23 protein-coding genes are annotated in these 25,905 nt (G+C 72.9%); 15 read left to right on the forward strand and 8 right to left on the reverse strand.

The window, feature by feature from the left end; translation table 11 throughout:
* Nucleotides 1–405: 405 nt before the first annotated feature.
* On the reverse strand, nucleotides 406–1,296 hold the full coding sequence (locus DLJ49_RS04635) for a CPBP family intramembrane glutamic endopeptidase (RefSeq protein ID WP_115392366.1): 891 nt from the start codon (nucleotides 1,294–1,296) through the stop codon (nucleotides 406–408).
* 135 nt (nucleotides 1,297–1,431) lie between these two features.
* On the opposite strand from DLJ49_RS04635, the gene ilvD reads away from it, so the two are divergent.
* The 4 genes from ilvD (at nucleotide 1,432) to DLJ49_RS04655 (ending at nucleotide 7,295) form a co-directional block, all read left to right on the forward strand.
* Nucleotides 1,432–3,195 carry a dihydroxy-acid dehydratase gene (ilvD, locus tag DLJ49_RS04640; protein ID WP_115392367.1) on the forward strand — a complete coding sequence of 588 codons (1,764 nt, stop codon included), beginning with the start codon at nucleotides 1,432–1,434 and terminating at the stop codon, nucleotides 3,193–3,195.
* 13 nt (nucleotides 3,196–3,208) lie between these two features.
* Nucleotides 3,209–3,766: a DUF6478 family protein gene (locus DLJ49_RS04645; RefSeq protein WP_115392368.1), complete on the forward strand. Its 558-nt coding sequence runs from the start codon at nucleotides 3,209–3,211 to the stop codon at nucleotides 3,764–3,766.
* 63 nt (nucleotides 3,767–3,829) lie between these two features.
* A complete protein-coding gene (locus DLJ49_RS04650) occupies nucleotides 3,830–5,851 on the forward strand; it encodes an NADPH-dependent 2,4-dienoyl-CoA reductase (RefSeq protein ID WP_115392369.1) in 2,022 nt (673 codons plus the stop codon).
* 538 nt (nucleotides 5,852–6,389) lie between these two features.
* The gene (locus tag DLJ49_RS04655) at nucleotides 6,390–7,295 is read left to right on the forward strand and encodes a LysR family transcriptional regulator (protein WP_115392370.1); all 906 of its coding nucleotides are present in this window, start codon (nucleotides 6,390–6,392) and stop codon (nucleotides 7,293–7,295) included.
* Nucleotides 7,296–7,313: 18 nt separating this feature from the next.
* Here DLJ49_RS04655 and DLJ49_RS04660 read toward each other — a convergent pair whose 3' ends face one another.
* From DLJ49_RS04660 to DLJ49_RS04675, 4 genes are read right to left on the reverse strand one after another with little or no spacing between them, the layout of a single operon-like run.
* Complete coding sequence (locus tag DLJ49_RS04660; RefSeq protein WP_115392371.1) at nucleotides 7,314–8,234, reverse strand: OmpA family protein; 921 nt, start codon at nucleotides 8,232–8,234, stop codon at nucleotides 7,314–7,316.
* Nucleotides 8,231–8,803: a peroxidase-related enzyme gene (locus DLJ49_RS04665; protein WP_115392372.1), complete on the reverse strand. Its 573-nt coding sequence runs from the start codon at nucleotides 8,801–8,803 to the stop codon at nucleotides 8,231–8,233. The genes DLJ49_RS04660 and DLJ49_RS04665 overlap by 4 nt, the downstream gene beginning before the upstream one ends.
* Nucleotides 8,800–9,540 carry a GNAT family N-acetyltransferase gene (locus DLJ49_RS04670; RefSeq protein WP_115392373.1) on the reverse strand — a complete coding sequence of 247 codons (741 nt, stop codon included), beginning with the start codon at nucleotides 9,538–9,540 and terminating at the stop codon, nucleotides 8,800–8,802. The genes DLJ49_RS04665 and DLJ49_RS04670 overlap by 4 nt, the downstream gene beginning before the upstream one ends.
* Nucleotides 9,537–10,289, reverse strand: coding sequence for a competence/damage-inducible protein A (locus DLJ49_RS04675; protein WP_115392561.1), 753 nt, complete (start codon nucleotides 10,287–10,289; stop codon nucleotides 9,537–9,539). The genes DLJ49_RS04670 and DLJ49_RS04675 overlap by 4 nt, the downstream gene beginning before the upstream one ends.
* Nucleotides 10,290–10,332: 43 nt before the next feature.
* Here DLJ49_RS04675 and sfsA point away from each other — a divergent pair, with 43 nt between their 5' ends.
* The 4 genes from sfsA to DLJ49_RS04695 all read left to right on the forward strand — a co-directional run bounded on the left by sfsA (nucleotide 10,333) and on the right by DLJ49_RS04695 (nucleotide 14,304).
* Nucleotides 10,333–11,049 carry a DNA/RNA nuclease SfsA gene (gene sfsA, locus DLJ49_RS04680; protein ID WP_115392374.1) on the forward strand — a complete coding sequence of 239 codons (717 nt, stop codon included), beginning with the start codon at nucleotides 10,333–10,335 and terminating at the stop codon, nucleotides 11,047–11,049.
* 71 nt (nucleotides 11,050–11,120) lie between these two features.
* On the forward strand, nucleotides 11,121–11,930 hold the full coding sequence (map, locus tag DLJ49_RS04685; RefSeq protein ID WP_115392375.1) for a type I methionyl aminopeptidase: 810 nt from the start codon (nucleotides 11,121–11,123) through the stop codon (nucleotides 11,928–11,930).
* A 22-nt stretch (nucleotides 11,931–11,952) separates the two neighbouring features.
* Complete coding sequence (locus tag DLJ49_RS04690) at nucleotides 11,953–13,215, forward strand: hypothetical protein (protein ID WP_115392376.1); 1,263 nt, start codon at nucleotides 11,953–11,955, stop codon at nucleotides 13,213–13,215.
* Nucleotides 13,216–13,254: 39 nt separating this feature from the next.
* Nucleotides 13,255–14,304 carry a TRAP transporter substrate-binding protein gene (locus DLJ49_RS04695; RefSeq protein ID WP_115392377.1) on the forward strand — a complete coding sequence of 350 codons (1,050 nt, stop codon included), beginning with the start codon at nucleotides 13,255–13,257 and terminating at the stop codon, nucleotides 14,302–14,304.
* Here DLJ49_RS04695 and DLJ49_RS04700 read toward each other — a convergent pair.
* Nucleotides 14,301–14,507: a hypothetical protein gene (locus DLJ49_RS04700; RefSeq protein ID WP_115392378.1), complete on the reverse strand. Its 207-nt coding sequence runs from the start codon at nucleotides 14,505–14,507 to the stop codon at nucleotides 14,301–14,303. The genes DLJ49_RS04695 and DLJ49_RS04700 overlap by 4 nt on opposite strands.
* Nucleotides 14,508–14,671: 164 nt before the next feature.
* On the opposite strand from DLJ49_RS04700, the gene DLJ49_RS04705 reads away from it, so the two are divergent.
* The 4 genes from DLJ49_RS04705 (at nucleotide 14,672) to DLJ49_RS04720 (ending at nucleotide 19,238) form a co-directional block, all read left to right on the forward strand.
* Nucleotides 14,672–15,586 (forward strand): non-homologous end joining protein Ku, encoded by a 915-nt coding sequence (locus DLJ49_RS04705; protein WP_115392379.1) that lies wholly within the window; start codon nucleotides 14,672–14,674, stop codon nucleotides 15,584–15,586.
* Nucleotides 15,586–18,036 (forward strand): DNA ligase D, encoded by a 2,451-nt coding sequence (gene ligD, locus DLJ49_RS04710; RefSeq protein WP_115392380.1) that lies wholly within the window; start codon nucleotides 15,586–15,588, stop codon nucleotides 18,034–18,036. The genes DLJ49_RS04705 and ligD overlap by 1 nt, the downstream gene beginning before the upstream one ends.
* A gap of 243 nt (nucleotides 18,037–18,279) precedes the next feature.
* Nucleotides 18,280–18,723, forward strand: a complete 444-nt coding sequence (locus DLJ49_RS04715) for a hypothetical protein (protein WP_147277261.1) — start codon at nucleotides 18,280–18,282, stop codon at nucleotides 18,721–18,723.
* 92 nt (nucleotides 18,724–18,815) lie between these two features.
* Nucleotides 18,816–19,238, forward strand: a complete 423-nt coding sequence (locus tag DLJ49_RS04720) for a CBS domain-containing protein (RefSeq protein WP_115392382.1) — start codon at nucleotides 18,816–18,818, stop codon at nucleotides 19,236–19,238.
* 247 nt (nucleotides 19,239–19,485) lie between these two features.
* Here DLJ49_RS04720 and DLJ49_RS04725 read toward each other — a convergent pair whose 3' ends face one another.
* Nucleotides 19,486–20,142, reverse strand: a complete 657-nt coding sequence (locus DLJ49_RS04725; protein ID WP_115392383.1) for a potassium channel family protein — start codon at nucleotides 20,140–20,142, stop codon at nucleotides 19,486–19,488.
* 9 nt (nucleotides 20,143–20,151) lie between these two features.
* Entirely contained in the window at nucleotides 20,152–21,603 is a 1,452-nt protein-coding gene (locus DLJ49_RS04730) for a TrkH family potassium uptake protein (RefSeq protein WP_115392384.1), read from the reverse strand.
* 290 nt (nucleotides 21,604–21,893) lie between these two features.
* Here DLJ49_RS04730 and DLJ49_RS22325 point away from each other — a divergent pair, with 290 nt between their 5' ends.
* The 3 genes from DLJ49_RS22325 to DLJ49_RS21660 are packed head-to-tail and all read left to right on the forward strand — an operon-like array spanning nucleotide 21,894 to nucleotide 25,841.
* Entirely contained in the window at nucleotides 21,894–23,576 is a 1,683-nt protein-coding gene (locus tag DLJ49_RS22325) for an FHA domain-containing protein (RefSeq protein ID WP_233488743.1), read from the forward strand.
* Nucleotides 23,560–24,477 (forward strand): PP2C family protein-serine/threonine phosphatase, encoded by a 918-nt coding sequence (locus DLJ49_RS04740; RefSeq protein WP_115392385.1) that lies wholly within the window; start codon nucleotides 23,560–23,562, stop codon nucleotides 24,475–24,477. Before DLJ49_RS22325 ends, DLJ49_RS04740 begins: the two co-directional genes overlap by 17 nt.
* Complete coding sequence (locus DLJ49_RS21660; RefSeq protein ID WP_158547390.1) at nucleotides 24,474–25,841, forward strand: hypothetical protein; 1,368 nt, start codon at nucleotides 24,474–24,476, stop codon at nucleotides 25,839–25,841. Before DLJ49_RS04740 ends, DLJ49_RS21660 begins: the two co-directional genes overlap by 4 nt.
* The last annotated feature ends 64 nt before the right edge of the window (nucleotides 25,842–25,905 follow it).

Here is a 25,905-nt window from a genome sequence, read left to right on the forward strand (position 1 = left end):
GATCGTCGAGCGGTGGGGGCCGAGACGCGCTTTCCCTGCGGACCCCTCTGCGTAGGGCCGCGGCCGATCTCGGCGGGGCGCTTGGGACCGCGCCTTTCCTGCCTCCGGCCTGACGGACGCCCGGGGTGAAGCCACCCACCTCGGGACGGGACCCAGAATTTTCTGGGAAATTCTGGGCGTCAGATCCTTCCAGAAGGATCTGGGCGGCTCGAGCGCAGCCGCTCGTGACCATGCAGGTGTCGCTTCATTCAGGGGCCCGTGGCGCGCGGTCTGTTCTTGCAGCCCGCACGCGGCGGGCGCCGATGCGACATCGCCATGCGCCCGCCCTGACGTATGGGCGTGCGCCGTCGGGGTTCGCCAGCCAGGACGATGCGGACGCATTGCGCGAGCACCGCCCGGACCGGCCTAGACCTTCAGCGCCAGCCGCGCCGCGAGCCACGCCACGAAAAGCGTGGCGAACTCCACGGGCATCAGCGCGGCGAGCCCGGGCGCATCGGCTGCCATCGGCACGTGCCACAGCGCCAGGCCCGAGCCGGGCCCGGCCAGCGCCGTGCCCAGCACCGCGAAGGCGTTGTTGGCGACGTGCAGGCCCAGCGCCGCGCCAAGCGCCCCCGTCCGCGCCGTGAGGTCGGCCGCGACGAGGCCGAAGGCCACGCCCCACACCGCGAACCAGACCGCGTTGTCGCCGGCCGATTCGGGCGCCCAGTGCGCGAGGCCGAACAGCGTCGCGGGGATCAGCATCCATGCCGGCCAGCCCGGCATCCGCGCCGCGATCTGCTGCTGGAGGTAGCCGCGGAAGAACAGCTCCTCCGTGCCGGCCTGCACGATGATCGCCGCAAGCGACAGCGGCAGCAGCGCCAGCCAAAGCCCTGCGCTCATCGCCTCGTTGCGCACCAGCGCGTAATCCTGCGGCAAGAGCACCAGCAACCCGCCGTAGAGCAGCCCCGTCGACAGCGCGACGCGCAGGAAGTCGGACACCACCGCCTCCCACGGGCCGAACAGCGTGCCCAGGCCCCGCCCGTGGATCGCCCGCAGCGCCATCGCCAGGCCGGTGCCGAAGAACGCGAAGGAGAACAGGGCGAACAGCGTGCCGCGTGCCGTGTCGCCCGAGAATGTCGCCTCGTCCCAGATCGCCTGCATGGTCGCGGGGCCGATCAGCGAGGCGAGGAAGGCCAGGAACAGCTGGTAGAGCGCCAGCCCCGCGACGAAGGCGGTGACGAGGCCGGCGGCCGTGCGCCACCACTCGGCCCGATCGCGCGCGGGCGCCACGTATGCCTCGTGCGCGTCGTAGCTCATCGGCTCCCCTCCCGTCCGCTTCACGTAGGCGCAGGGGCGCGCGGCCGCAACGCGGCCCGCTTGCCCCGCCCCCTGCCGCGCTCTATCCACGTCGCGTCAGGGCCGAGCCACGGGCCGATCCACGGGGAGGGACAGATGCTCAAGCGCAAGTGGGACAAGTCGAAGCTGCCGAGCCGGCACACCACGCAGGGGCCGGAGCGCGCGCCGCATCGCTCCTACTACTACGCCATGGGCCTGTCGGAGCAGGAGATCGACCAGCCCTTCGTCGGCGTCGCCACCTGCTGGAACGAGGCCGCGCCCTGCAACATCGCGCTCGCCCGTCAGGCGCAGGCGGTCAAGCTGGGGGTGAAGTCGGAGGGCGGCACGCCGCGCGAGTTCACCACGATCACCGTGACCGACGGCATCGCCATGGGCCACGAGGGGATGCGCTCGTCGCTGCCCTCGCGCGAGGCGATCGCCGACACGGTGGAACTGACGGTGCGCGGCCACGGCTACGACGCGCTGGTGGGTCTTGCCGGCTGCGACAAGTCGCTGCCGGGCATGATGATGGCGATGGTGCGCCTCAACGTGCCCTCGGTCTTCATCTACGGCGGCTCGATCCTGCCGGGCCGGGTGCCCGCGGGCGCCGACGTGCCGGAGGATTTCGCGAGCCGCGACCTGACCGTGCAGGACATGTTCGAGGCGGTGGGCCGCAACCAGAACGGCACCCTGTCGGATGCCGCGCTGGCGATCCTCGAGCGGGTGGCCTGCCCCTCGGCCGGGGCCTGCGGCGGCCAGTTCACCGCCAACACGATGGCCTGCGTCTCCGAGGCGATCGGGCTTGCCCTGATGAACTCCTCCGGCATGCCCGCGCCCTACGAGAGCCGCGACCGCTACGGCGAGGCGTCCGGCGCCGCGGTGATGAACCTGATCGAGCAGAACATCCGCGCGCGCGACTGCGTCACCCGCCAGAGCCTCGAGAACGCCGCCCGCGTCGTCGCCTGCACCGGCGGGTCGACCAACGCGGGTCTCCACCTGCCGGCCATCGCGCACGAGGCGGGCATCGACTTCGACCTGTTCGACGTCTGCGAGATCTTCCACGACACGCCCTATTTCGTCGATCTCAAGCCGGGCGGGCAGTACGTCGCGAAAGACCTGTTCGACGCCGGCGGCGTGCCCGTGGTGATGAAGGAGCTTCGCAAGGCGGGCCTGATCCACGAGGATTGCATCACCGCCTCGGGCCGTTCCATCGGCGAGGAGCTCGACCGGATCGAGGGCGAAGCCGACGGCCGGGTGATCTACCCCATCGACAAGCCGCTGTCGAAGACGGGCGGCGTGGTCGGCCTTTCGGGCAATCTGGCCCCCGACGGCGCCATCGTGAAGGTCGCCGGGATCGCGCCCGAGGATCAGGTGTTCACCGGCCCCGCCCGCGTCTTCGACAGCGAGGAAGAGGCCTTCGCCGCCGTCAAGGCGCGCGGCTACGAGGAAGGCGAGGTGATCGTGATCCGCAACGAGGGGCCCGCGGGCGGCCCCGGCATGCGCGAGATGCTGGCCACCACCGCCGCGCTGTCGGGCCAGGGCATGGGCAAGAAGGTGGCGCTCATCACCGACGGCCGCTTCTCGGGCGCGACCCGCGGCTTCTGCGTGGGCCATGTCGGGCCGGAGGCCGCGCATGGCGGCCCCATAGGGATGCTGCGGAACGGCGACATGATCACCATCGACGCGGTGAAGGGGTCGCTTTCGGTCGACCTGTCCGACGAGGAGCTGGCCAAGCGCCGCGAGGCATGGCCCGGCCCCCGCAAGACGATCTATGCCACCGGCGCCATCCACAAGTTCGCCAGGCTGGTGGGCGGCGCGCGCTGGGGCGCCGTCACCCACCCCGGCGGCAAGGCCGAGGAACACGTCTACATGGACCTCTGACATCGCCTTGCGGATGATCGCTCCGCCCGAGGGCTGGCCCTGGCCCCCTGGCACGAGCTGGGCGTGGCGGGCCGACCTGGCCACGGGCGGCGCGCATCTCTGGCCCGGCCGCTGGGCTGAGCCGGGCCGTCCGGTCGCGCCCGGGCTCAAGGTGTTCCACGAGGGCGCGCCGCCGGCCGCCGTGATCGCCCCGGGGGCCGGAGGCCTCGCTCTCTGGGGGGAGGAGCGTGCCGGCCTCTTCGTCTCACTTGCGGTCGATCTGTCTGCCGAGGGCGTGGCGGGTCTCACCTCGCGCCGCGTCGTCACGCTTGCCGCCCGCGCGCACCTGACCGCCGAACGCCCGCTTCTCGGCCGGCTCAACCTGCGCCACGGCCCGAACACCGCGCAGCAGCCGCGCCCGGCGCGAATCGCGGGTGGCCTGCTGCTCGCCGAGTTCGATCTCGCCTACATGGGTCTCTCACATGCGCCGGTCACCGCCGGCTGGATCGACCTGATCGTCGAGCGCCCGAACGGTGCGGGCCTGGTCCTGACCGACCTGACCGTCAGCCACCGCCCGCGGGCCGAGCCGTGACGCCGCGTTGCGCGTGACAGGCCGCGGCGCGGCAGAGACAACCCGGCCGCCAGGGAGGCCGCCATGACCCATTACCCCCACCTCTTCCGCCCGCTCGATCTCGGCCACGTCACGCTGCCCAACCGCGTGCTCATGGGGTCGATGCATACCGGGCTCGAGGAGACGGGCGACTGGCCCCGCGTCGCCCGCTTCTACGCCGAGAGGGCCGAGGGCGGCGTCGGGCTGATGGTGACGGGCGGCATGGCGCCCAACCGCGAGGGTGGCGTCTTTCCCGGTGCGGCGGGCCTGTTCACGGCCGCCGACATCGCCAACCACCGCTCGGTGACCGATGCCGTGCATGCCGCCGGTGGCCGCATCGCCATGCAGATCCTCCATGCCGGCCGCTACGCCTACTCGCCCGACGCGGTGGCGCCCTCGGCCATCAAGTCGCCCATCTCGCCCTTCCCGCCGAAGGCGCTCGACGAGGCCGGCATCGAGAAGCAGATCGCCGACATCGCCACCGCCGCCGCCCGCGCCCGCGAGGCGGGCTATGACGGCGTCGAGGTGATGGGGTCTGAGGGCTACTTCCTCAACCAGTTCCTCGTCCGCCACACCAACAGGCGCGAGGATCGCTGGGGCGGCGCCTTTGACAACCGGATGCGTTTGCCGCTCGAGGTGGTGCGCCGGGTGCGCGCCGCGGTGGGCGACGACTTCATCCTGATCTACCGCCTGTCGATGATCGACCTCGTGCCCGACGGCTCGACATGGGACGAGGTGGTGCAGCTTGCCAAGGCCGTCGAGCGGGCCGGCGCCTCGATCCTCAACACCGGGATCGGCTGGCACGAGGCGCGCATACCGACCATCGCCACCTCCGTGCCCCGCCGCGCCTTCGCCTGGGTGACGAAAAAGCTGATGGGCGAGGTCTCGGTGCCGCTGGTGACGTCGAACCGGATCAACACGCCCGAGGTGGCCGAAGAGGTGCTCGCCGAGGGCTGCGCCGACATGGTGTCGATGGCGCGCCCCTTCCTCGCCGACTCCCACTTCGTGCGGAAGGCGGCCGAGGGGCGGAGCGGCCAGATCGCCCCCTGCATCGCCTGCAACCAGGCCTGCCTCGACCACACGTTCCAGATGAAGGTCGCCACCTGCCTGGTGAACCCGCGGGCCGCCCACGAAACCGACCTGCGCTACCAGCCGGCCACGCAGCCCAGGCGCATCGCCGTGGTCGGTGCCGGCCCAGCCGGCCTCTCTGCCGCTCTGGTCGCTGCCGAGCGCGGCCATGCCGTGACGCTCTTCGAGAAGGCCGAGCGCATCGGTGGCCAGCTCGACATGGCCCGCCGCATTCCCGGCAAGGAAGAGTTCCACGGCCTGGTGGCGCATTACGAGACGATGCTCGCCGCCCTCGGCGTCGAGACCCGCCTCGGCGCCATGGCCGACCCCGAGGCCCTGGCTGGCTACGACGACGTGGTGATCGCCACCGGCGTCCTGCCCCGCGACCCGGGCATCGACGGGCAGGAGGCGCCGCACGTCCTGTCCTACATCGACGTGCTGCAGAACGGGGCGGAAGTGGGCGCGCGCGTCGCCATCGTCGGCGCCGGCGGCATCGGCTTCGACACCGCGCAGTTCCTCGCTCACCGCCCGGGCGAGAGCGCGACGCTCGACCTCGCCCACTGGCGGCGCCTATGGGGCGTGGGCGACCCCGCCGAGACGCCCGGTGGCCTCGCCCCCGAGGGCCCCCGGCCCGACGCGCCGGCCCGCCGCATCACGCTCCTGCAGCGCAAGGCCGAGAAGCCGGGCAAGCGCCTCGGCAAGACGACCGGCTGGATCCACCGCGCCGAGCTGCGGATGCTCGGAGTCGAGATGCGCGCCGGCGTCGGCTACCGCCGAATCGTGCCCGAGGGCCTTCTCATCGAGACGGGCCAGGGCGAGGAGCTGATCGCGGCCGACACCATCGTGCTCTGCGCCGGTCAGGAGCCCGACCGACGCCTTGCCGACGCGCTCGCCGCCCGGGGCACGTCGGCCCATGTCATCGGCGGCGCCGATGTCGCGCTCGAGCTCGACGCCAAGCGCGCCATCGACCAGGGCGCCCGTCTCGGCGCCACGCTCTGAGCTGCCGGCAGCGCGACCGCCGCCCTGCGTCTCCTGCCCGGGCGGCAACACCCAAGCAGCCGCCGATCCGCTCCGGAGCCGTCCTCGGCGACCCACGCGCGGCAGGCAGGCCGGCAGCCGGGCAAGCGGAATCGCCGAGGGGCTTCGCGCGGCAAGCGCGGGGAGACGGCCGTTCCACTTGCTCGTCGAGGACCGTACGTCTGACGCTGCGGCAGTCGAGGACGGATGCGGAGCGGATCACCACCCGCGCGGGTGCGTCCGAGCCCCCAGTTCCACTCTTCCGCCCGCGCGACGGCGGCTTCGGGGCGCGTCCGCGCCGCGCGGTCGCGCGGCGCCGGACCCAACGGAGCGAGCGGCCGCAAGGCCGAGAGAGGAGGCGGGAGCGCCCCCGGCACGGCCACGCGCTGCTGTTTCCACCCGCGCCACGGTGCCGGACGGCTTCCCGATATTGTCGGGCGAGCGCCGCTTTCCTGCCCCATTCCGCCGCCATCACGGGGTCAATCACACCCGTGGGGGCAGGGGTGTGCGGGGAAGCGGGATGGACAGACTGACGGAAATGGAAGCCTTCGCCACCGTTGTGGACCAGGGGGGGTTCACCGACGCCGCGAAGAAGATGGGGATCTCGAAGTCGGCCGTCTCCAAGCACGTCTCGTCGCTCGAGGCGCGGCTGGGCGCGCGGCTGCTCAACCGCACCACGCGCCGCGTCTCGCCGACCGAGATCGGGCTGGCCTACTACGACCGGGCCCGCCGCGTGCTGAACGATGCGGGCGAGGCCGACGCGCTCGTCACCGCGATGCAATCCGCGCCGTCGGGCCTGCTGCGCATCTCGGTCGCCACCGATTTCGGGGTGAATCACCTCTCGCCGGTGATCGGCGACTTCCTGCAGGAATACCCCGACATCACCGTGAACATGGTGCTCAACAACCGCTACGTGGAGTTGATCTCCGAAGGGTTCGACATGGCGGTGCGGATCGGCGAGCTGGAGGATTCCACGCTGCGCGCCCGCAAGCTCGCCGCGACCACCAAGCGCATGATCGCGTCGCCGAGCTACTTCCAGCGCTTCGGCCGGCCCATGCGGATCGACGACCTCAACGAGCACAAGCTGCTGCACTATTCCAACCAGTCCAACGGCAACCTGTGGAAGGTGACCGCCCCCTCGGGCGAGAAGCGGCAGATCCGCACCTCGGGCTGGCTGACGGTCAACGACGGGCAATCGCTGCTCAACGCCGCGATCGCCGGCCTCGGCATCGCCTATCTGCCTACCTTCCTCTACGCCGACGCGATGCGCGACGGCCTGGTGGAAGAGGCCATTCCCGACCTGCCGGTCGATCCCCTGGGCATCTACGCGGTCTATCCGCCGGGGCGGTTCACCCAGCCCAAGGTGCGCGCCTTCATCGACTTCCTCGTGCGCAAGTTCGCCGACAAGAGCGACACCGCGTGGTGACGCCCGCCCGCCGGTGATCTAGCGCTCCGCCACCACCGCCTCGACACGCCGGTTCGCCTCGCGCCCCGCCTCGGTGGCGTTGGTGGCGCGCGGCGCGAGCCAGCCCACCCCCTCGGCCGACAACCGCTCTGCCGCGATGCCGTGCTCCGCCACCAGCCGGTCGCGCACCGCCGCGGCCCGCCGGCGCGAGAGGTCGATATTGGCGGCGAGGCCGCCCTCGGCATCGGTGTGGCCCACCAGGGCCACCCGTGCCCCGGGGTTGTCGCCGAGCCACAGCGCCAACGCATCGATCGAGGCGAAGCCGCCCGCGTCGAGCGCCGTCTCGCCGGTCTCGAACGTCACGTCCCACAGCACCGCGTGCCCCTCTTCGGCCAGCGTGCGGGAAAGCTCCCCCGGGGCGCGCGGCAAGGCATCGGCCTCGTCGCGCGTCTCGCGCGCCTCCTCCGGCCCTATGGAGGTGACTTGAACGAAGCCGCGCGCCTGCGTCGCGCTGACCATCACCGCGCGCCACCGCGCGCCCTCCGGCGCGCTCTTCTGCGCCGACAGGTAGCGATAGCGGCCGAGATCGACATACATCTCGGGGGGCGGCAGCGCGTCGGTCGCGAAGCGGAACTCGAAGCCGCCGCACGCGTCCGCCGCGCAGTCGAGCAGGACGGCGTAGCCCTCTCCCTCGAGCGCGTCGCGGATCGGTGCCATGAGCTGCGCGGGCGTCAGCCCCGGCTGGGGGATCTGCCAGACCTGCCTGTGCACGGTGCCCTCGGCGCGGATCGTCTGCACCTCGCCCGCCTGCCAGACCGTCACCGGCAGGTTCACCGCGCCCTGCGGTTCGTCGCGGTCGACCACGAGCGACGCGAGCGGCGGGAGGGGTGGAAACGCCTCCTGCGCAGACGCGGCGCCGGGCAGCATGCCCACCAGGGCGGAGAGCAGCGCGCCCCTCATCGGCTTTGCGCGTGATACTCCGGGTTGGGGCGCATGTCGGTCGCCGAGGCGAGCCGGTTGGTCATGTTGAAGAAGGCGGCGACGGCGGCCACGTCCCAGATGTCGCGGTCGGTCAGGCCGTGCGCGCGCAGCGCCTCGCGGTCGGCCTCCTCCACCTTGGCGCTCTCCACCGTGACCTTCTCGGCGAAGGCCAGCATGGCGTGCTGGCGCGGCTCGAGCGGGGCGGTGCGCCAGTTCATCACGAGGTGCTCGCCCAGCGCCGGGTCGCCCGACAGCGCCCGCACCGCCTGTCCATGCGCCGTGAGGCAGTAGAAGCAGCGGTTCACCGAACTCACCACCACCGCGATCATCTCGCGCTCCAGCTTCGACAGGCCCGAGGGCGCCAGCATCAGGTCGTTGTACATCGCCGCGAAGGCGTCGAACTTCGCGGTGTCGAAGGCGTAGGCGCGCAGCACGTTCGGCACCAGGCCGAGCTTGTCCTCGCACTTGGCGAAATACGCCGCGACATGCTCCGGCAGCGGGTCGACCGGGGGCAGGTCGAGCGCGGTGGGTCGGTCTGCTTCGGTCATGGGCTCTCCTCCCTCAGCCGGTAGTGGTAGCCCGCGACCTGCTCCATCCCGAGACCGCGGTAGAGCGCGAGCGCCGGGGCGTTGGCGCGGGTGACGAGCACGGCGAGCGCCTCTGCCCCCTGCCGCCGGGCCCAGAGGGCGGCGGCCCTCATCAGGTGCTGCCCGATACCCTTGCGCCGCATCGCGGGCAGCACCTCCAGCGCGTGCACCATCGCGAGGCTGCCGTGGCACGCTGCATAGGCCGTCGCCGCGGGGCTGTCGTCGGCCCGGCCGAGCAGGGCGAGCTTCGGCGCGGCGGCGCGCTCCATCACCGCGAGTCGCGCGGCGCCGACGCCCCCTCCGGCCCAGATCTCGGCCTGCACCGCGAGAGGCGGCCACGCCACCTCGAAGGCGGCGAGGGGGGGCGGCACCTCGGCCAGCCGCGCGACCGGGGCAGCGAGCGCCACCGTCGGATCGACCACCCGCCAGCCCTCGGCATCGAGGCGGGCGTCGAGCGCGTCGTCGCCCGGGCGGATCATGGCGAGCGCCGGCTGGCCCAGCGCCCGCTGCGCGGCGACCAGCGCGGCGGGCTCGGCCCCTCGCGTCAGCGCCACGCCCGACGAGACGCGCTTGCCCCCGCCCGCGCCCTCGGCCACGCGCCAGCCGGGCGCCTCGTGCCAGCGCAGCGGCGGCCACGTGGCCTCGAGCGCGGCAAGGACCGCCTCGGCCGAGGCTGCCTCTGCCGCTGCGAGGCTCACGCCAGCGCCTCGGGGAAGAGCGCCGCGAGCCGCTGCATCGCCGCGTCGACCCGCTGACCGTCGACGCCGCGCACCACCACTGTCGCGCCGAAGACCCCGCCCCGCTGCGACGGGTAGGAGCCGAACGACAGGTCGGGGAATTCCGCCGCGAGTTCGCCCAGCGGCCCGGCGATGTCGCCCTCGCCCCGCTCGACCCGCAGCGATTGCGAGAGCAACGGCCGACCGCCCGTCAGCGTCGGCAGCACCGAGGCCACCATAGCCTCGAAGATGGCGGGCACGCCGGCCATGACGTGCACGTTCTCCAGCGTGAAGCCGGGCGCCGCGCTTACCGGGTTGTCGATCAGCGTCGCCCCGTCGGGGATGCGCGCCATGCGCAGGCGTGCCTCGTTCAGTTCCAGCCCCGTGCGCTCGTAATGTGCGGCCAGGACCGCGCGGGCATCCTCGCGCACCCCGATCGCCCGGCCGAAGGCCTCGGCGATGGCGTCGGCGGTGATGTCGTCATGCGTCGGCCCGATGCCGCCCGACGTGAAAACGGTGTCGTAGGCCCCCGCCAGCGCCCGCACCGCCGCGACGATGGCCGCCGGCTCGTCGGGCACCACACGCACCTCGCGCAGGGCGATGCCGTGCTTGGTCAACTCGCCGGCAAGGTGGTGCATGTTGGCGTCGCGTGTCCGCCCCGACAATATCTCGTCTCCGATCACGAGCATCGCGGCGGTGGGCAGGGCGGTCGCGGGTCTGTCGTCGGTCATGGCGCGCCTTGTTCCGGTCAGGATGGCTTTGTAGGGCAGGGCCATGCGCTTTCCTACCCCGCTCGTCCCGGCGCGGCTGATCCGCCGCTACAACCGCTTCCTTGCCGAGGCCGAGCTCGAGGGCGGCGAGGTCGTGACCGCGCATTGCCCCAACCCCGGCAGCATGATGGGCCTCACCGAGGCGGGAATGCGCATCTGGCTCGAGCCCAACGACGACCCCAGGCGCAAGTTGCGCTGGGGCTGGCGGCTGGTCGAGCTGCCGGGCGGCCACTGGTCGGGCATCGACACCGCCGTGCCCAATCGCGTGGTGAAAGAGGCGCTGGACGCCCGCGCCATCGGGCCGCTAGCCGCCTACGGCACGGTGAGGCCGGAGGTGAAGTATGGTGCCGCGAGCCGCGTCGACTTCCTCCTGACGGAGCCGGGGCTGCCCGACGCCTGGGTCGAGGTGAAGAACGTCCACCTCCGCCGCACCGACGACTGGGCCGAGTTTCCCGACAGCGTCACTGCCCGTGGCGCCCGTCATCTCGCCGAACTATCCGCCATGGCGGTCCGGGGGCACCGGGCCGTGATGCTCTATCTCGTGCAGCGCACCGACTGCGCGCGCCTGCGCATGGCCGCCGATCTCGACCCCGCCTATGCGGCGGCCTTCGACGCGGCCCGCGCGGCCGGCGTCGAGATGCTCTGTCACACCTGCGTGATCGACCGCGAAAGCGTCACTCTCGGCCCCGCCCTGCCGGTGGACCCCTTGCCGCAGGCGTGACAGGGGCGGGTGGCGCTTGGCCGCATGGCGGCCTATGTTGCGCCGCGGAAGCAAAAGGGGTTTTTCGGCCGGTGGACGAGACGCGCGGCAAGCTGACGAAAGACGGGATCCAGCTCTACGAGCCGGGGGATTTCGAGGGCATGCGCCGGGCCGGCCGGCTCGCGGCCGAGATCCTCGACGCGATCATCCCCATGGTCGAGCCGGGCCAGACCACGGGGGCCATCGACGCCGAGATCGAGCGCATGGTGACGGAGGCCGGCGCGCAATCGGCCACGATCGGCTACAAGGGCTATCAGCACGCGTCGTGCATCAGCGTGAACCACGTCGTCTGTCACGGCATACCCGGCGAGAAGGTGCTGAAGGACGGCGACATCCTCAACGTCGACGTCACCGTGATCCTCGACGGCTGGTTCGGCGACACGAGCCGCATGTATGTCGCGGGCAAGCTGCCCCGGAAGGCCGAGCGGCTGATCGAGGTGACGCACGAGGCGCTGATGCGCGGCATCGCGGCGGTGCGCCCCGGAAACACCTTCGGCGACATCGGCCACGCCATCCAGAGCTTCGTCGAGGGCAACCGCATGTCGGTCGTGCGCGACTTCTGCGGACACGGGCTGGGGCGCGTCTTTCACGCGCCGCCCAACGTGCTGCATTACGGCCGTCCGGGCACCGGGCCGGTGCTGGAGCCGGGCATGTTCTTCACCATCGAGCCGATGGTCAACCTGGGCCGCCCCGAGACCAAGGTGCTCGCCGACGACTGGACGGCGGTGACCCGCGACAAGTCGCTCTCGGCGCAATACGAGCACTCGGTCGGCGTGACGGAAGACGGGGTGGAGATCTTCACCCTTTCGCCGGCCGGTCGCTTCCACCCGACCTACGGCTGACCGGGCGCCGGGGCACGGGCGCATGCGCTGGATCTTCCGGATCGTCGCCGGTCTCGTGCTCGCAGCGATCGCGCTCGGGGCTCTGGCGACGGTTCTGCTGGTCGAGCCCGATCCCCTCTTGCCCGACAGCCCCCCGCCCACCCGCGCCGAGATCGAGACCGCGCGTGCCGCGGCCGAGCGCCTTCGCGCGGCGACGGCGCCGGGTGCAGCGCCGCACACCTTGATCCTCGAGCCGGGGCAGGTGGCGGCGCTGGCACGGCTGGCCGAGCGCGCAGTGCCGGGAGCGCGGTCGGAGGCCGTGCTCGAGGAGGGGGCGCTCACGCTCAGGGGCTCGGTGCCGCTGCGCCTGATCGGGATGGGGCCATGGGTCAACGTGTCGGTGCGGGTTCCCGACTTCGGCGGGGCGCCGCGTCTGGGCAGGGTCGCCGTCGGGCGCATCCAGCTCGAGCCCGCTGCGGCGCTGGCGCTCGGGCGGGCCGCCCTCCGTGCTCGCTTCGGCGAGCGGGCGGCGCGACGGCTCGACAGCGTGTCACGGCTGACCACCCGGCCGGTCGCGGCCATGCTGCGCGTCGGCCCGGCCGAGGCCGCCGCGGCCGTTCTGGGCGTGGACGACCTCGCACCTTACGAGCAGGCGGTGCGGGCCGCTGCCACGGCCGAACCGAACACCTCGCTCGCCTCCCTGCTCCGGGAGCCGCTCCACCTGGCGGCAGACCGCGCCACCGCGGCCGACGCTCCGGGGCGCGAGATGGCGGCGGCACTGGTGGCGCTCGGCCGGCTCTGCGGCACGCACGGGCTGCGCTACGGGTTTGGCGAGCTGCTCCCCCAAGGCGTCATGGCAAGGCCGGTCCCGTTGGCGGAGACGCCCTGTGGCGGCGCCGGCCTGCACGGCCGGGCCGACCTGGCACGGCGCTTCCTGACCGCTGCCGCGCTCGAGGCCATCGGGCGCCACCATACGCTCGGCCGTTTCGAACCGGTGCGCACCGGGGCGGCCTTGACCGGCCCTGACGCCCGGTTCTTCGATCCCTCCCACCTCGTCGCCCAGCGGTCGGGCCGCGCGCTGGCGGTGCGCCTGCTCGACTCGCCTGCGGATGCCCTGCAAGGGCTGGCGGGACGGATCGAAGGAGAGGACTCGGTGATCCCCGCGCTTGCCGGCCTGCCGCCGCCGATGACGATCCAGACCTTTCGCGATACCCTCGGCGGGCCGCGCGACCCGCGCTTCGCGGCGCTGGTGTCCGAGATCGACGACCGCATCGCCCGGCTTCCCATCCACGCCGTTCTGCCCTAGCTGTCGGCGACCATCAGCCCTCATCGAGAGGTGACGACCATGAAAGCTGCCTGCCCCGCACGCCGTCTTGTCCTCGGCGCCGTGCTGGCGTCCATCGCCGCCCTGCCGGTCGCCGCGCAGGAGGTGACGCTGCGCTTCCAGCACTTCGTCTCGCCCAAGTCGGCCAACCCGACCTACTTCATGCAGCCCTGGGCCGACGCCGTCGAGGAGCAGTCCGGCGGCCGCATCGAGGTCGAGCTCTACCCGGCGATGGCGCTGGGCGGAAAGGCGCAGAGCCAGTACGACATGATCCGCGACGGCGTGATCGACGGTGGCTGGGTGATCCCCGGCTACCAGCCGGGCCGCTTTCCCGAGGCCGAGGCGCTGGAGCTGCCCTTCATGATGCCCAAATCGGGCGAGGTGGCGAGCGCGATCGCGTGGGAGTTCACGCAGAAGTATCTCGCCGACGATTTCACCGACGTGCACCTGATCGCCGCGCACATGCACGGGCCCGGCATCGTCCACAAGAAGGGCGCGCCGGTCGAGAGCGTGGCCGATTTCGACGGCCTGCGCCTGCGCGGCCCCTCGCGCCCCGCCACGCTGCTACTCGAGCGGCTTGGCGCCACGCCCGTCGGCATGCCGGTGCCCGCCTTTCCCGAGGCGCTGGCGCAGGGCGTGCTCGACGGCGGCGTGATCACGTGGGAGATGTCGCCCTCGCTCAAGCTCGACGAGCTGACCGACAGCCATACCGACGTGGCCGGCGACCGGGCGCTCTACAACCTCTATTTCCTCTGGGCGATGAACCGCGACAGCTACGAGGCGCTGCCCGACGATCTCAAGGCGGTGATCGACGCCAACTCGGGGCTGATGGCCAGCCGCTGGGCTGGCCGGGCCCATGACACCGGCGACGTCGAGGGGCGCGACGAGATGGCCGCAGCCGGCAATGCCATCACGACGCTGTCCGAGGAGGCGACCGACGAGATCCGGGCAATCGGCGCCGAGGTGACCGAGGCGTGGATCGAGCAGGTGACCGCCCGCGGTCTCGACGGCGCCGCGCTGGTCGAGGATGTGCGCGCGATGGTCGAGGCGGCGATGGCGGGCGAGGGCTAGTCCTCGCTGTCGCGGGCCGCCTCCTCCCACCGCGCCCAGAGCAGCAGCAGGTCGGGCCTGCCCATCCGCGCGCCGTGGATGTCGCCCATGAGCACGGGCCCCGGCCGGGGCCTGGCAGGGCGGCCGCCGGTGGCCGACGCCGTCTCGCGCGGGCTCGGCGGGGCGATCAGGTGCAGGGCGCGGGCAGCGTCGGCGAGGGACATGGGCAGAGAGTAAGGGCTGGGTGCGCGCACGTCACCCCCTGAGGCGGACGGCACGTGATGCCCCCGGTCGCATTAGGCTGCTCCGGGCGCCCGGCACGATCGCAGGTGGGGAACAAATGCCCGCCATCCGCGTTGACCCGGCCTGTTCATCCACGGAGAGGCCCATGGCGCCGCGCGCCGTCTGGAAAGGTCAGTTGCGCCTGTCGCTGGTCTCGATCCCGGTCGAGGTCTATTCGGCGCGCAACACGGGATCGAAGGTCTCGTTCCGCCAGATCCATGCCCCCTCGGGCAGGCCCGTGCGCCACGAGAGGACGGTGCCGGGTATCGGCCCGGTCGAGAGCGACGACATCGTCAAGGGCTACGATACCGGCGAGGGCGAATACCTGCTGCTCGAACCCGACGAGATCGAGGCCATCCGTCTGGAGACGAAGAAGACGCTGGAGTTGGTGCAGTTCGTCGGCGCGACCGAGATACCGCCGCTCTACTTCGACCGTCCCTATTACGTGGTCCCGACCGACGAGCTTGCGCAGGATGCCTACCGTGTTCTCCGCGACGCGCTGCGGCGGGCGGAAAAGACAGGGCTGGGCCAGCTCGTGATGCGGGGCAAGGAATACCTCGCCGCCCTGCGCCCCTGCGGCGACGGCCTGCTGCTCGAGACGCTGTATTACCCCGACGAGCTGCGCGACGCCGAGCCGATGTTCCGCGACATCGCCGACGAGGCGGCCGACGAGGAGCTGCTCGAGCTGGCCACCTCGCTGATCGACCGCAAGACCGCGCCGTTCGACGCCTCGGCCTACGAGGATCGTTATGCCGAGGGGCTGCGCGCGTTGATCGAGGCCAAGCGCCGGAGCGGCAAGGCCGAGCGGGTGGAGATCGGCGAGGGCGAGCGGCGGCCCGAGGGCGGGAACGTGGTCGATCTCATGGCCGCTCTCAAGCGCAGCCTCGGCGAGGACGAGGACGAGGACGAGGCGGGAGGCGGCAAGGGCAAGAGGCGCAAGCGGCCCGGCGGCCAGAAGGCGTCGGGCGACACAAGGTCGGGCGGGTCGACATCCGGCTCGCGGCGCAAAAAGGCGTCGTGATGGCCCGCGACCGTCTCGACCGCTACCACGAAAAGCGCGACTTCGCCCGCACGGCCGAGCCCGAGGGCCTGGTCGACGCGCCCCGGCAGGGTGCCGGCGGGGGCCGCCGCTTCGTGGTGCAGAAGCACGACGCAAGCCGCCTGCACTACGACATTCGCCTCGAGCACGACGGCGCGCTCCTGTCGTGGGCCGTGACCAGGGGCCCCAGCCCCGACCCCTCGGAGAAGCGCCTCGCCGTGCGGACGGAGGATCACCCCCTCGACTACGCCGACTTCGAGGGCACCATCCCGGAGGGCGAATACGGCGGCGGCACCGTCATGCTGTGGGACGAGGGCACGTGGGAGCCGCGCGGCGACGTGGACGAGGGCCTCGATTCGGGCGAGCTCAAGCTCGACCTGCACGGCCGCCGGATGCGCGGCCACTGGGTGCTGGTGCGGATGAAGGGTGACGACACGCGCGAGAACTGGCTGCTCATCAAGGAGAGGGGCGGCGAGACGGGCGAGGCCGACGCGCTCACCGGAGGGTACTCCCGCTCCGTCCGCACCGGGCGGACGATGAAGCAGATCGCGAACGGAGAGACACCGAAGCAGCCGCGCGGCAAGGCACGCTCGCACAAGGCGCCGAGCTTCCGCGAGCCGCAGCTCGCCACGCTCGTGAGCGACGCGCCCGAGGGCGACGCATGGTGGCACGAGACGAAGTTCGACGGCTACCGCGCCCTCGCCGCGCTGGGGAAGGGAGGTGTCACGCTCTACACCCGCTCGGGCAAGGACTGGACGGACAAGTTCGCCGCGCTCGCCGGGGCGTTCGACTCGCTGCCCTGCGACAGCGCCCTGATCGACGGCGAGGTGATGGCGGCGCAGATCGAGGGCTCGGCCTTTTCCTCGCTGCAGCGCGCGCTGTCGGAGGGCGGGGCGCTCGTCTTCTTCGCCTTCGACCTGCTGGAGCTCGACGGCGTCGACCTGACGGCCAAGCCCCTGAAGGAGCGGCGCGGCCTGCTCGGCGGGCTGGTCGAGGGGCTGCCGCCCGGCGGGCCGCTGCGCATGTCCGAGCATGTCGTGGGGCGGGGGCCCGAGGTCTACGCCGCCGCATGCCGGGCAGGCGCCGAGGGGATCGTCTCGAAGAAGGCCGACGCGCCCTACCGCTCCACCCGCACCAGGACATGGCGCAAGGTGAAATGTGGCCACCGCCAGGAATTCGTCGTCGGTGGGCGCTCGCCTTCCGACAAGCCGGGGCGGCCCTTCGCGTCGCTCCTGCTCGGCACCTGGGAGGACGGAAAGCTCGTCTATCGCGGTCGGGTCGGCACCGGCTTCTCCGAGCGCGACTTCGACGAGATCGACACGGCGCTGACATCGCGCAAGACGTCGCCCTTCGCCGAAGTGCCCGGAAGCGTCGCGCGGGAGGCGGAATGGGTGCGACCCGACACGGTGGTCGAGATAGCCTTCACCGAGTTCACTGCCGACGGCCATGTCCGCCATGCCAGCTACCAGGGGCTGCGGCGCGACAAGGATGCGGCGGAGGTGACGGTCGAGACGCCGGAGAGCAGCATGGACGACCCCGAGGAAGTCGCCGGGATCGCGATCAGCAGCCCGGGCCGCGAGGTCTATCCGGAGGCGGGCTGCACCAAGCTCGACGTCGCGCGCCATTACGAGCGCGTCGGCGCGCGGATGGCGCAGATCATCGAGGGCCGCCCGCTGTCGATCGTGCGCTGCCCTGAGGGGATGGCGAAGCAGTGTTTCTTCCAGAAGCACGCAGGGCAGGGCCTGCCCGCTGCCATCGGCACGGTCGAGGTGGAGGAAAAGGACGGAGACATGGCCGATTACATCGCCATCTCCGACACCGAGGGGCTCGTGGCCGCGGCGCAGATGGGCACGCTCGAGGTGCACATGTGGGGCGCGCGGGCAGACCGGCTTGAGCGGCCCGACCGCCTCGTGTTCGATCTCGACCCTGGCGAGGGTGTCGAGTGGGGCGACACTCGCGCCGCGGCATTCGAGATCCGCGACCGGCTCGAGGCGCTGGGAATACGCTCGGGCGCGCTGGTGACAGGCGGCAAGGGCGTGCATGTCTGGGCGCCGCTCCGCCGCATCGCCGGGTGGGACACGGTCAAGGGCTTTGCCTCGACGCTGGCGCACGGTCTGGCCGAGGAAGACCCCGACCGCTTCGTGGCGAAGATGGCAAAGGCCAGGCGCAAGGGCCGGATCTTTGTCGACTGGCTGCGCAACGAGCGCGGATCGACGGCGATCGCCCCCTATTCGCTGCGCGCCCGCCCCGGCGGCCCGGTCGCCGTTCCGGTGACGTGGGACGAGCTGGGAGAGCTCTCCGGCCCAGACGTCTTCGGGATGGCCGACATGGAAAAGCGGCTCGGCCAGCCCTGCCCCTATCTCGATCTCGCGGGCGACCTGCAGTCGATCACGAAGGACACGCTCGAACGGCTGGAAGGCTGGCTCGGCTGAGAGGGCCGACGCGGCCGCGTGGCCGGGGCCTGTCCGGCCGCCCGCGGGCCGGATGAGCGGGGAACATTCCCCGCCGCCGGCGGTTCGACGGGCGATGAGTGCCGCGCCCGTCATGCGCGGCTCCGGCCGTCATGCCCGCGGGCGTGACCGGCCTTCACCGCAATCGAAAGGAGGCAGCCCTTGACGCGCTCCACGCTTTGTCCGTCGTTTGCCGCGATCCTCGCACTGGTGCTATCCGCGCCCATGGCCCACGCCCAGGCCGACGAGGCCGTCGAGGCGGCCGACAGCTCCGGGGCCGGAGAGGCCGCCGCGGGCACGACCGCGCTCGAGGACGCGGTGCTCGAGGAATTGCAGGCCATCGGTATCGACGGCGTCACCATCGACAAGCTGTCGAGCGGCCAGCTCGCCGGTATCCTGCTGACGCTGACCGCCACCGACCGGCAGGACAAGGAAGAAGCGGTCACCACGATCGCCGCGGATGCCGGTTACCAGCCCCAGGGCATAGATGCCGGCACCGTTGCCGGAAGCGAAAGCCTGCGCCGGACGGTCGAGGCGGCGCTGGTGCGTGCGGGCTGGTCGACCGACGTTTCGCAGATCACCGATGCGCAGGTGGCCGCGCTCTACACCGAGCTCTCGCAGACCGGCGACCTCGATCCGCGGCGGATCGAGGACATCGTTCCGCAGTAAAGGCGCGTCGGCATCGGGGCGCCGCGAAACATCCCGGCGCCCCGCCCGTTTCCGCCGCGTTGAACCGGATCGAAGAGAAGGAGAGGAGCGACATGAAGGTATCCGAGATCATGACCGGGACCGTCGAGCTCGTCAGCCCCGACACCGGCGTGCGCGAGGCCGCGAAGCGCATGGCCGACGAGGACGTGGGCGCGCTGCCCGTGGGCGCGAACGACACCCTCGTGGGGATGGTGACCGACCGCGACATCGCCTTGCGCGGCGTCGCCGCCGGCCGTCAGATGGACGAGAGCAGCGTCGAGGACGTGATGTCGAACGGCGTGCTCTATTGCTTCGACGACGCCGACTGCGCCGATGTCGCCGACAACATGGCGCAGAATCAGGTGCGCCGATTGCCGGTCGTCAACGCCGACAAGCGCCTCGTCGGCATGGTGGCGCTGGCCGACCTCGCCCGCGCCGGGTTCGGCGAGCGGGCCGCCGTGGGCATCTCGGAGCCTTCGGCCGCCGCGCGCGCCTGACGGCTCCGCCTTCCGGGCCGCCGGCGGCGCGCTGGCGGCTCCCTCCGGGCGAGGCCCCGGTGTCCCGCCGCTCCACAGCGTCGGCCGCTCGGGTCTGCCAGCCTTTCGGCGCGCCGCGGCAGGCCCGGCGGGCGGGATAATCGCCCCGGTTCGCGACTGCAGCAGGCGACGCCCCGCCGCCCGGAGACGCCGCCCGGAGACTTGGCACGCGGTCGCGGCGGACTTGTCGTGCGCAGGGTGGCGACGCCTAATCCGAACCGGACGGGAACAGTTCGTCCATCTGCTCTTGCGCCTCGGCGGCCACGGCCACGATCAGCAGGTCACCGCTTCTCAGCCGCGTCTCGTCGGTCAGCAACTCGTCGCCCGAGCCGCGCGCCACGGCGACGGCGCGGGTCGCCTCGGGCAGCTCGAGGTCGGCCAGTCGCGCGCCGTCGTGGCGTTCGCCCACGCGGTAGCCCAGCACGTCGAAGCCCCTGTGCGAGCGCAGGTCGAGCGCGGCGTCGTGCCGGCTTTCGAGCGTGCGCGCGATCGAGCGGGCGACGGTCGCGTGTGGCGTGATGAGGTGTTGGAGCCCCAGTTCCTCGCAGACGGCCAGCAGCTCCTTGCGCACGATCTGCGGCACCACCCTGGGGTAGCCGACCGAACGCCCGACCAGCGCGGCGAGGATGTTGACGTCGTCGACATTGGTCAGCAGCACCAGCGCGTCGGCCCCGTCGCCGTAGGCGTCGCGCAGCACCGTCGGCAGCGATCCGTCGCCCTCGAGCAGCCCCGCGTCGACCTCGTCGGACAGGGCCTGCAGCTTGTCGGCGTCGCGGTCGACGACGACCACCTCGTGCCCCGCCTCGGTCAGGTGCGCGGCGGTGGCGGTGCCGAAGCGCGAGGCGCCGACGATGACAATGCGCATGACTTGCTCCTATCGGTGCAGCGGCGCCCAGGTGCCGGGCGAGAGCACGGCCACGAGCGCGAGGAATTCGAGCCGCCCCAGCAGCATCGCCGCGGCGAGCACCAGCTTGAGCGGCCAGGCGAGGTCGGGACCAGCGGCCCCCATAGACAGGCCTACGGTCGACAGCGCCGAGACGGTGTCGAAGAGCGCCGGCATCGGCGCCACACCGCCCAGAAGTAGCAGGATCCAGACGACCATCGTCGAGGCTGCGTACAGGAACAGCACCGCCCCGAGCGCGGTCACCTGGCCCGGCCGCATCCGCGCGCCGTGGGTCTTGAGCGGCGTGACGGCGCGCGGCGGCGATCTCAGCCGGGTGAGCGCGACCCGCACCATCGCGGCGAGGGTCGCCGCCCGCTCCTGCTTGATGCCGCCGGTGGTCGAGCCCGCGCCCCCGCCCACAACCATCGCGCCGAGGATCAGCGCCATGACGGGCGTATGCAGCCCGATCGGCGCGACGCTGAACCCCGCCGTCGTCACCCCGCTCAGCGTGTTGAGCAGCGCGTCGAGCGCGTGGGACGGCGAGCCCCCCGAGACCAGTCGCAGCCCCGCCGCGGTGACCGACACCGCGAGGCAGAGCACGACCACGCGGGCGGCGTTGCTCTCGACAAAGGCAGCGCGCGGCCCGTCGCGGCGGACGCGAACATAGGCCATCAGCGAGAAGGTCGTGGCGAGGCAGGCGACCATCGTCGCCGCCTGCGCGGCGCGCGAATAGCTCTCCAGGCTGTCGGGGCGGGGCGTGAAGCCCCCGGTCGAGACGGCGGCGAGCGCCACTGCGACCCCCTCCCACCAGGTGGGGAACAGCGGCACGAAGGCCGCCGCCGCCAGCACCGTGAGCGCGGAATAGGCCACGAGCAGGCGTCGCGCCTGCGCGCGGGTCGAGGACAAGAGATCGCGCTCGGGCAGGCCGGCGCGGCCCAGCGCGCTCGCCGCACCGCGGGCCGAGCCGGGGCCGAGGATCAGCGCCACCCCCGCCACCGCGATGGCGAAGCCGCCCGCCCATTGCATCCACCCGCGCAGCGCGTGGCCGGCGAGCGGCCAGCCCATCGTTCCCTCCGCCACGGTCAGCCCCGTCGAGGTGATCGCCGAGACGGATTCGAACAGCGCGTCCACGGGGGACAGGCCCAGCGCCATGAAACCCGGCACCGCAAGCACCGACACGCCGACGAAGAGCAGGACGATCACCGCCACCGCCTCGATCTGGCGCAGGTCGCGGCCCGGGGGGTAGCGGCCGGCAAGGCCGGCGGCGACAATCGGCAGCACGAGCGACCCACCGAGAGCCGCGGCGACCGCCCACGCGCCTTCTCCGAGCGCCACCGCGAGAGGGACGGCCAGCACCATCGCCGCCACGTGCGCCTGCGCCAGCGAGGCCCGCACCACCGCACCCGGCCGGGCGACCCAGGTTAGGCTGGCCTGTCCCTGCAACCGTATCTCCCTGTCCGGGTCCCTGCCCGAATTGCCGGAGGGGCAACCGCCGCCGCGCCGCGCTTGTTCCGGCGGCCCGGCAGGGCGCGCCGGCGGTGTGGCCAGCGATGGCCCGAATCCATCCACGCCGCTGCCACAATCCGGGGGCACTCATTCGAATTGTAGAGATTGTCCGGCGGCCTCGGCCGCGATCCGTATGTTCACCGACGCACCGGCCGCGCGGCCTGCATGCCTTGGGGAAGGGCGACGCCGCGTAGCAGGGAAGAGAGGTTACGCGAGGGTCAGGGGATATGAGATTCATCGACGAAATGATCGACCGCAAGCGTCGCGAGTCGCGCCATGACGAACATGGTGGCGGGCCTGGCGCCGGGCCGGGTGTCGCCCCGGAATTCGGGCAGGGTTTCCGGCAGGGCTTCGGAGCGACCCACCCCGAGGTCGGCCCGCCGCCGGGCTTCGACCGGGCCGACCTGCCCGATCCGCTGGAATGGCCGCCGCAGCTCGCACGCGAGAACGACGGCACCGCGCCTGCCGATGCCCCGGCCGAGAGCCTCGAGAGCTCCACGGGCGGGATGGCCGGCGACACAATGACCGGCAGCGGCATGCCGGAGCCCGGACCGACCGAAGGCGAGATGCCGGAGCCGGAGACCCCCCGCCAAGACGTCCCCGATCCGTGGCTGGCGAACGACCCCGACCATACCGGCCGGCAAGGTGGCATGGCCCCGGCGACCGCCGAGGGCGGCGCGGCGCCGGTCTCTCGGCTCGAGCGGGCGCAGCCGATGGACGACGACGATTGGGGGCTCGACGTCGCGCCGGGCGAGGGCGTCGAGCCCCGCTCGCGCCCGTTGCGCGCCTCACCGTTTCGACGCGCCGTCGCCGAGTCGCGCCCGGCCGGCCTCGTGGGGCGGGCCGGCACGCAGCCCGGCCGCCGCCGACTGAGCGACCCGCCCGCTGGCGACCGGGCCGAGCCTGTGTCGCGGCTGGCTGACATGCCCCCCATCGACGATCCGTCGGCGCCGCCCGCGCCGGTGTCGGACCGGCCCGGGAACGGCATGATGCCGGGCCCGCAAGCCGGGTCGCAACCGCTCCGCCTCGTTGATCCCGTGCGCGCCGGGCGCGACATGTCCGGCACCACACCGGCCCACGCGCCGCTCGGCGAGGGCGAAGACGACGGCTTCGCGTCCGCCTCCACCGAGGCAGGGGCGATCGGCATGGATGCAGGTGCACCCGATATGGACGAGGCCGCCGCGCCGCGTGCCCGTGAAAACGCCACGGTGACCGCCGACCTGCGCGCGCCGCAGCCCGAGGCGCCTCTGGCGCCGGAGGCCGAGCCCCGCATGGGCGATGACCCGGCCCGCGAGCCGCGCCACAGCGGCGATGCCGACAGTCTGCCGGGCACCCCGGGGCACGGAATGCCTGCGCCCGAGGCCGTGGCGCCCGCCGCCGCCGATCTGGGTGATCTGCCCGAGCCGCCACCGCCGCCTGCCGGGCGGGTGAAGACCCGTCTGCTCGGCTTCCGCGCGCCCGACGGTGCTGACGATCACGGGCACGATCCGCTCGGCCAGCCGCGCCAGCGGGCCGCTGCCGCCGCGCCCGCGCGCTTCCCCGTCGGCTGGCTGGTGGTCGAGCGCGGGCCGGGCCGCGGCGCCGCCTTCGCGCTGTTCGACGGGCTCTCGACCCTCGGCCGCGGCGAAGGGCAGACCGTGCAGCTCGATCTCGGCGACACCGCGATCTCGCGCGACACCCATGCGGCCATCGCCTACGACGACGAGCGCCGGGCGTGCTGGCTCGGCCACGGCGGCAAGGCCAACCTCGTCCGCCTCAACGGCCGCCCGGTGCTGACGACCGAAGCGCTGTCGAACGGCGACCGCATCCGGATCGGCGAGACGACGCTGCGCTTCGTCGCGCTCTGCGGCCCCGATTTCAGCTGGTCCGACGACACCGTGGAGGGCGCGCCGGATGCAGCCGCCCTCTGAGCCGCGCCTCGACGCCGCAATGGCGGTGGATGTCGGCCGGCGCGCGCATCAGGAGGACGCGGTGATCTGCGACTGCCCCCTCGGGGCCGAGCTGGGCCTCGTCGTCCTGGCCGACGGGATGGGGGGCTATCGCTGCGGCGACGTGGCCGGCCGGATCGTGCTGACCGAGGTCTTCAGCGAGCTGAAGCTGCGCAGCGCCGAACTGGCGAGCAGCGCGGCGGACGTGCCCGCCGCCCTGCGCCGCGCCGCCGAGGGCGCCAACGCCTGCCTGCACGCCTATGTCGACGAGAGCCCCGGCGCCGCCGGCATGGGCGCCACGCTGGTCGCCGGCGTGCTGCGGGGTCGGACGCTCCACTGGATCTCGGTGGGCGATTCGCCGCTCTACCTGTTCCGCGACGGCGCGCTCTTGCGGCTGAACGAGGATCATTCCTTCGGCTCGGTGATGCGCGCGATGGTGGAAGAGGGCCGGATGGACGCCGAGGCCGCCGCCCGGCACCCCGAGCGCACCAGCCTGATCTCGGTGCTCTCGGGCGGCCCCGTGGCGCATGTCGATTGCCCGCGCGTCCCCTTCCGCCTCGAGGACGGCGACGTGCTGGTATTTGCCAGCGACGGCCTGCTGCATCTCGACGAGGCCGAGATCCGCCGGGTGCTGCGTGCCCATGCCGCGGCGCCCGCCGCGGGGATCGCCGATGCCCTGATGCGCGCGGTCGCGGCGCTGGACGACCCCGAGCAGGACAACGTCTCGCTCGCCGTGGTGCGGATCGGGCCGGCGCGGACAGGCGGCGGCCCTGCGCGGCGAGTCGCGCCCGAGTCACGGGCCGGGTCGCGGGCCGAGTCACGGGCCGAGGCCCCCGTCGGGGCCGTGCCCGCCCTGACGGGTCAGGCCGGGCCAACGGGATGATTCACGACCCGGCCTTCGACGCCGCCGCGGCACGGTTGCGGGCGCTGGTCCTTGCGGGCGGGCTGCCGGCGCGCGTCGCCGAGCGGGCAGAGGCGCTGCTGGCGCGGCTTGAGGCGCCGGTGCGCGTGGCCCTCGTCGGGCCCGAGGCGGCGGGGCGGGGCGCGGGGCTTGCCGCGCTGGCGGGCGACGAGACTCTGGCCGACCTTCCCGATCTGCCCGGGCGCCCGCCGCTGGAGCTGCGTTTTGGCGCCGAGGCGCGCGTCGTCCGGCGGCTTGGCTGCGGCGCGCTGGTCGAGGGGGCCGACATCGCAGAGGCGATGGCCGACCCCGAGGCGGCGCTCGTGACGGTGGAGCGCCCCCTGCCCGCGCTGCGGCGGATCACGCTGACCGACCTCGTGACCGAACCGTCGGCAGACGACCTGCTGGCCGCACTGGCCTGGGCCGCACGGCGGGCCGACGTGGCGGTGTGGTGGTCGCACGGCTTCGGCCCCGACGAACGTGCGGCGTGGCGCTCGGCGCCCGCGCGCCTGCGCGACCACGGCTTCCTCGTGCTGGACGGGGCGGGCGCCGAGGCGCGGCAGGCCGCCGCCGCGGCCCGCGACGACTTCCTGCGCGTCGTCGTCCCGGGACAGGGCGTGCCGGCCGGGCCGCAGCTGGCGGCCGAGGTGCAGCGCCACGTCGCGCTCGGACGACAGGCCGACGCGGATGCGGCACTTCTGTTTCTTCAGAGCCACGGCGGTGATACCTCCCGCGCGCCGGCCTCGTCGGTGTCGCCCGAGCCCGCCGCGCCCGAGCCCGCCGCGCCCGAGCCCGCCGCGCCCGAGCCCGCCGCGCCCGAGCCCGCCGCGCCCGAGCCCGCCACGCCCGGGTCCGCCACGCCGGAGCGCGTGGTGCCAGCGCGTGCTCCGGGGGCGCCGCCGGTGTCCGAGCGGCCCGTTTCGGTGGGAGCACGGCTCTTCGGCAGGGGCGTCGCCCCAGAGCGGCCCCGCTCCGCGCCGCGAGCCGCTGCGCCGTCGGCTCCGCCGCTCTCAGAGCCGCTGCGCGCGTTCTGCCGGGAGGGAGCCGCGCGCATCCGGTTGCGCGCCCGCCGGTTGCGGGCGGGGGTCGCCGGGCGCGGGGCACCGCCCGTGGCCCGGGCGGGCGCCGAGACGGTGCGGGCCCTCGCCGAGACGCTCGACGACATGGCCGAGGGCGGCCTGCCTGCCGCCGACGCCGACGCGCAGGGCGAGCTGTCGGCGCTGCTCTCGGCAGCGGAGGAGACGCTGGTGCTGCTCGAGGCCGAGGCCGACGTGGCTGCCGCGCACGACGCGGTGCGCCTGCTCGCCCAACTGCGCCATGCGCTCGAGGCCCGCGCCGGCGCGTGAACAGACCTCCCCTGGCGATCCCCATTGTTTCGCCCGCGGCCTGCCCAACAATGGCCACCTTGCT

The sequence above is a fragment of the Rhodovulum sp. 12E13 genome, from assembly GCF_003340565.1.
In the GTDB taxonomy this organism is placed as follows: domain Bacteria; phylum Pseudomonadota; class Alphaproteobacteria; order Rhodobacterales; family Rhodobacteraceae; genus HLUCCA09.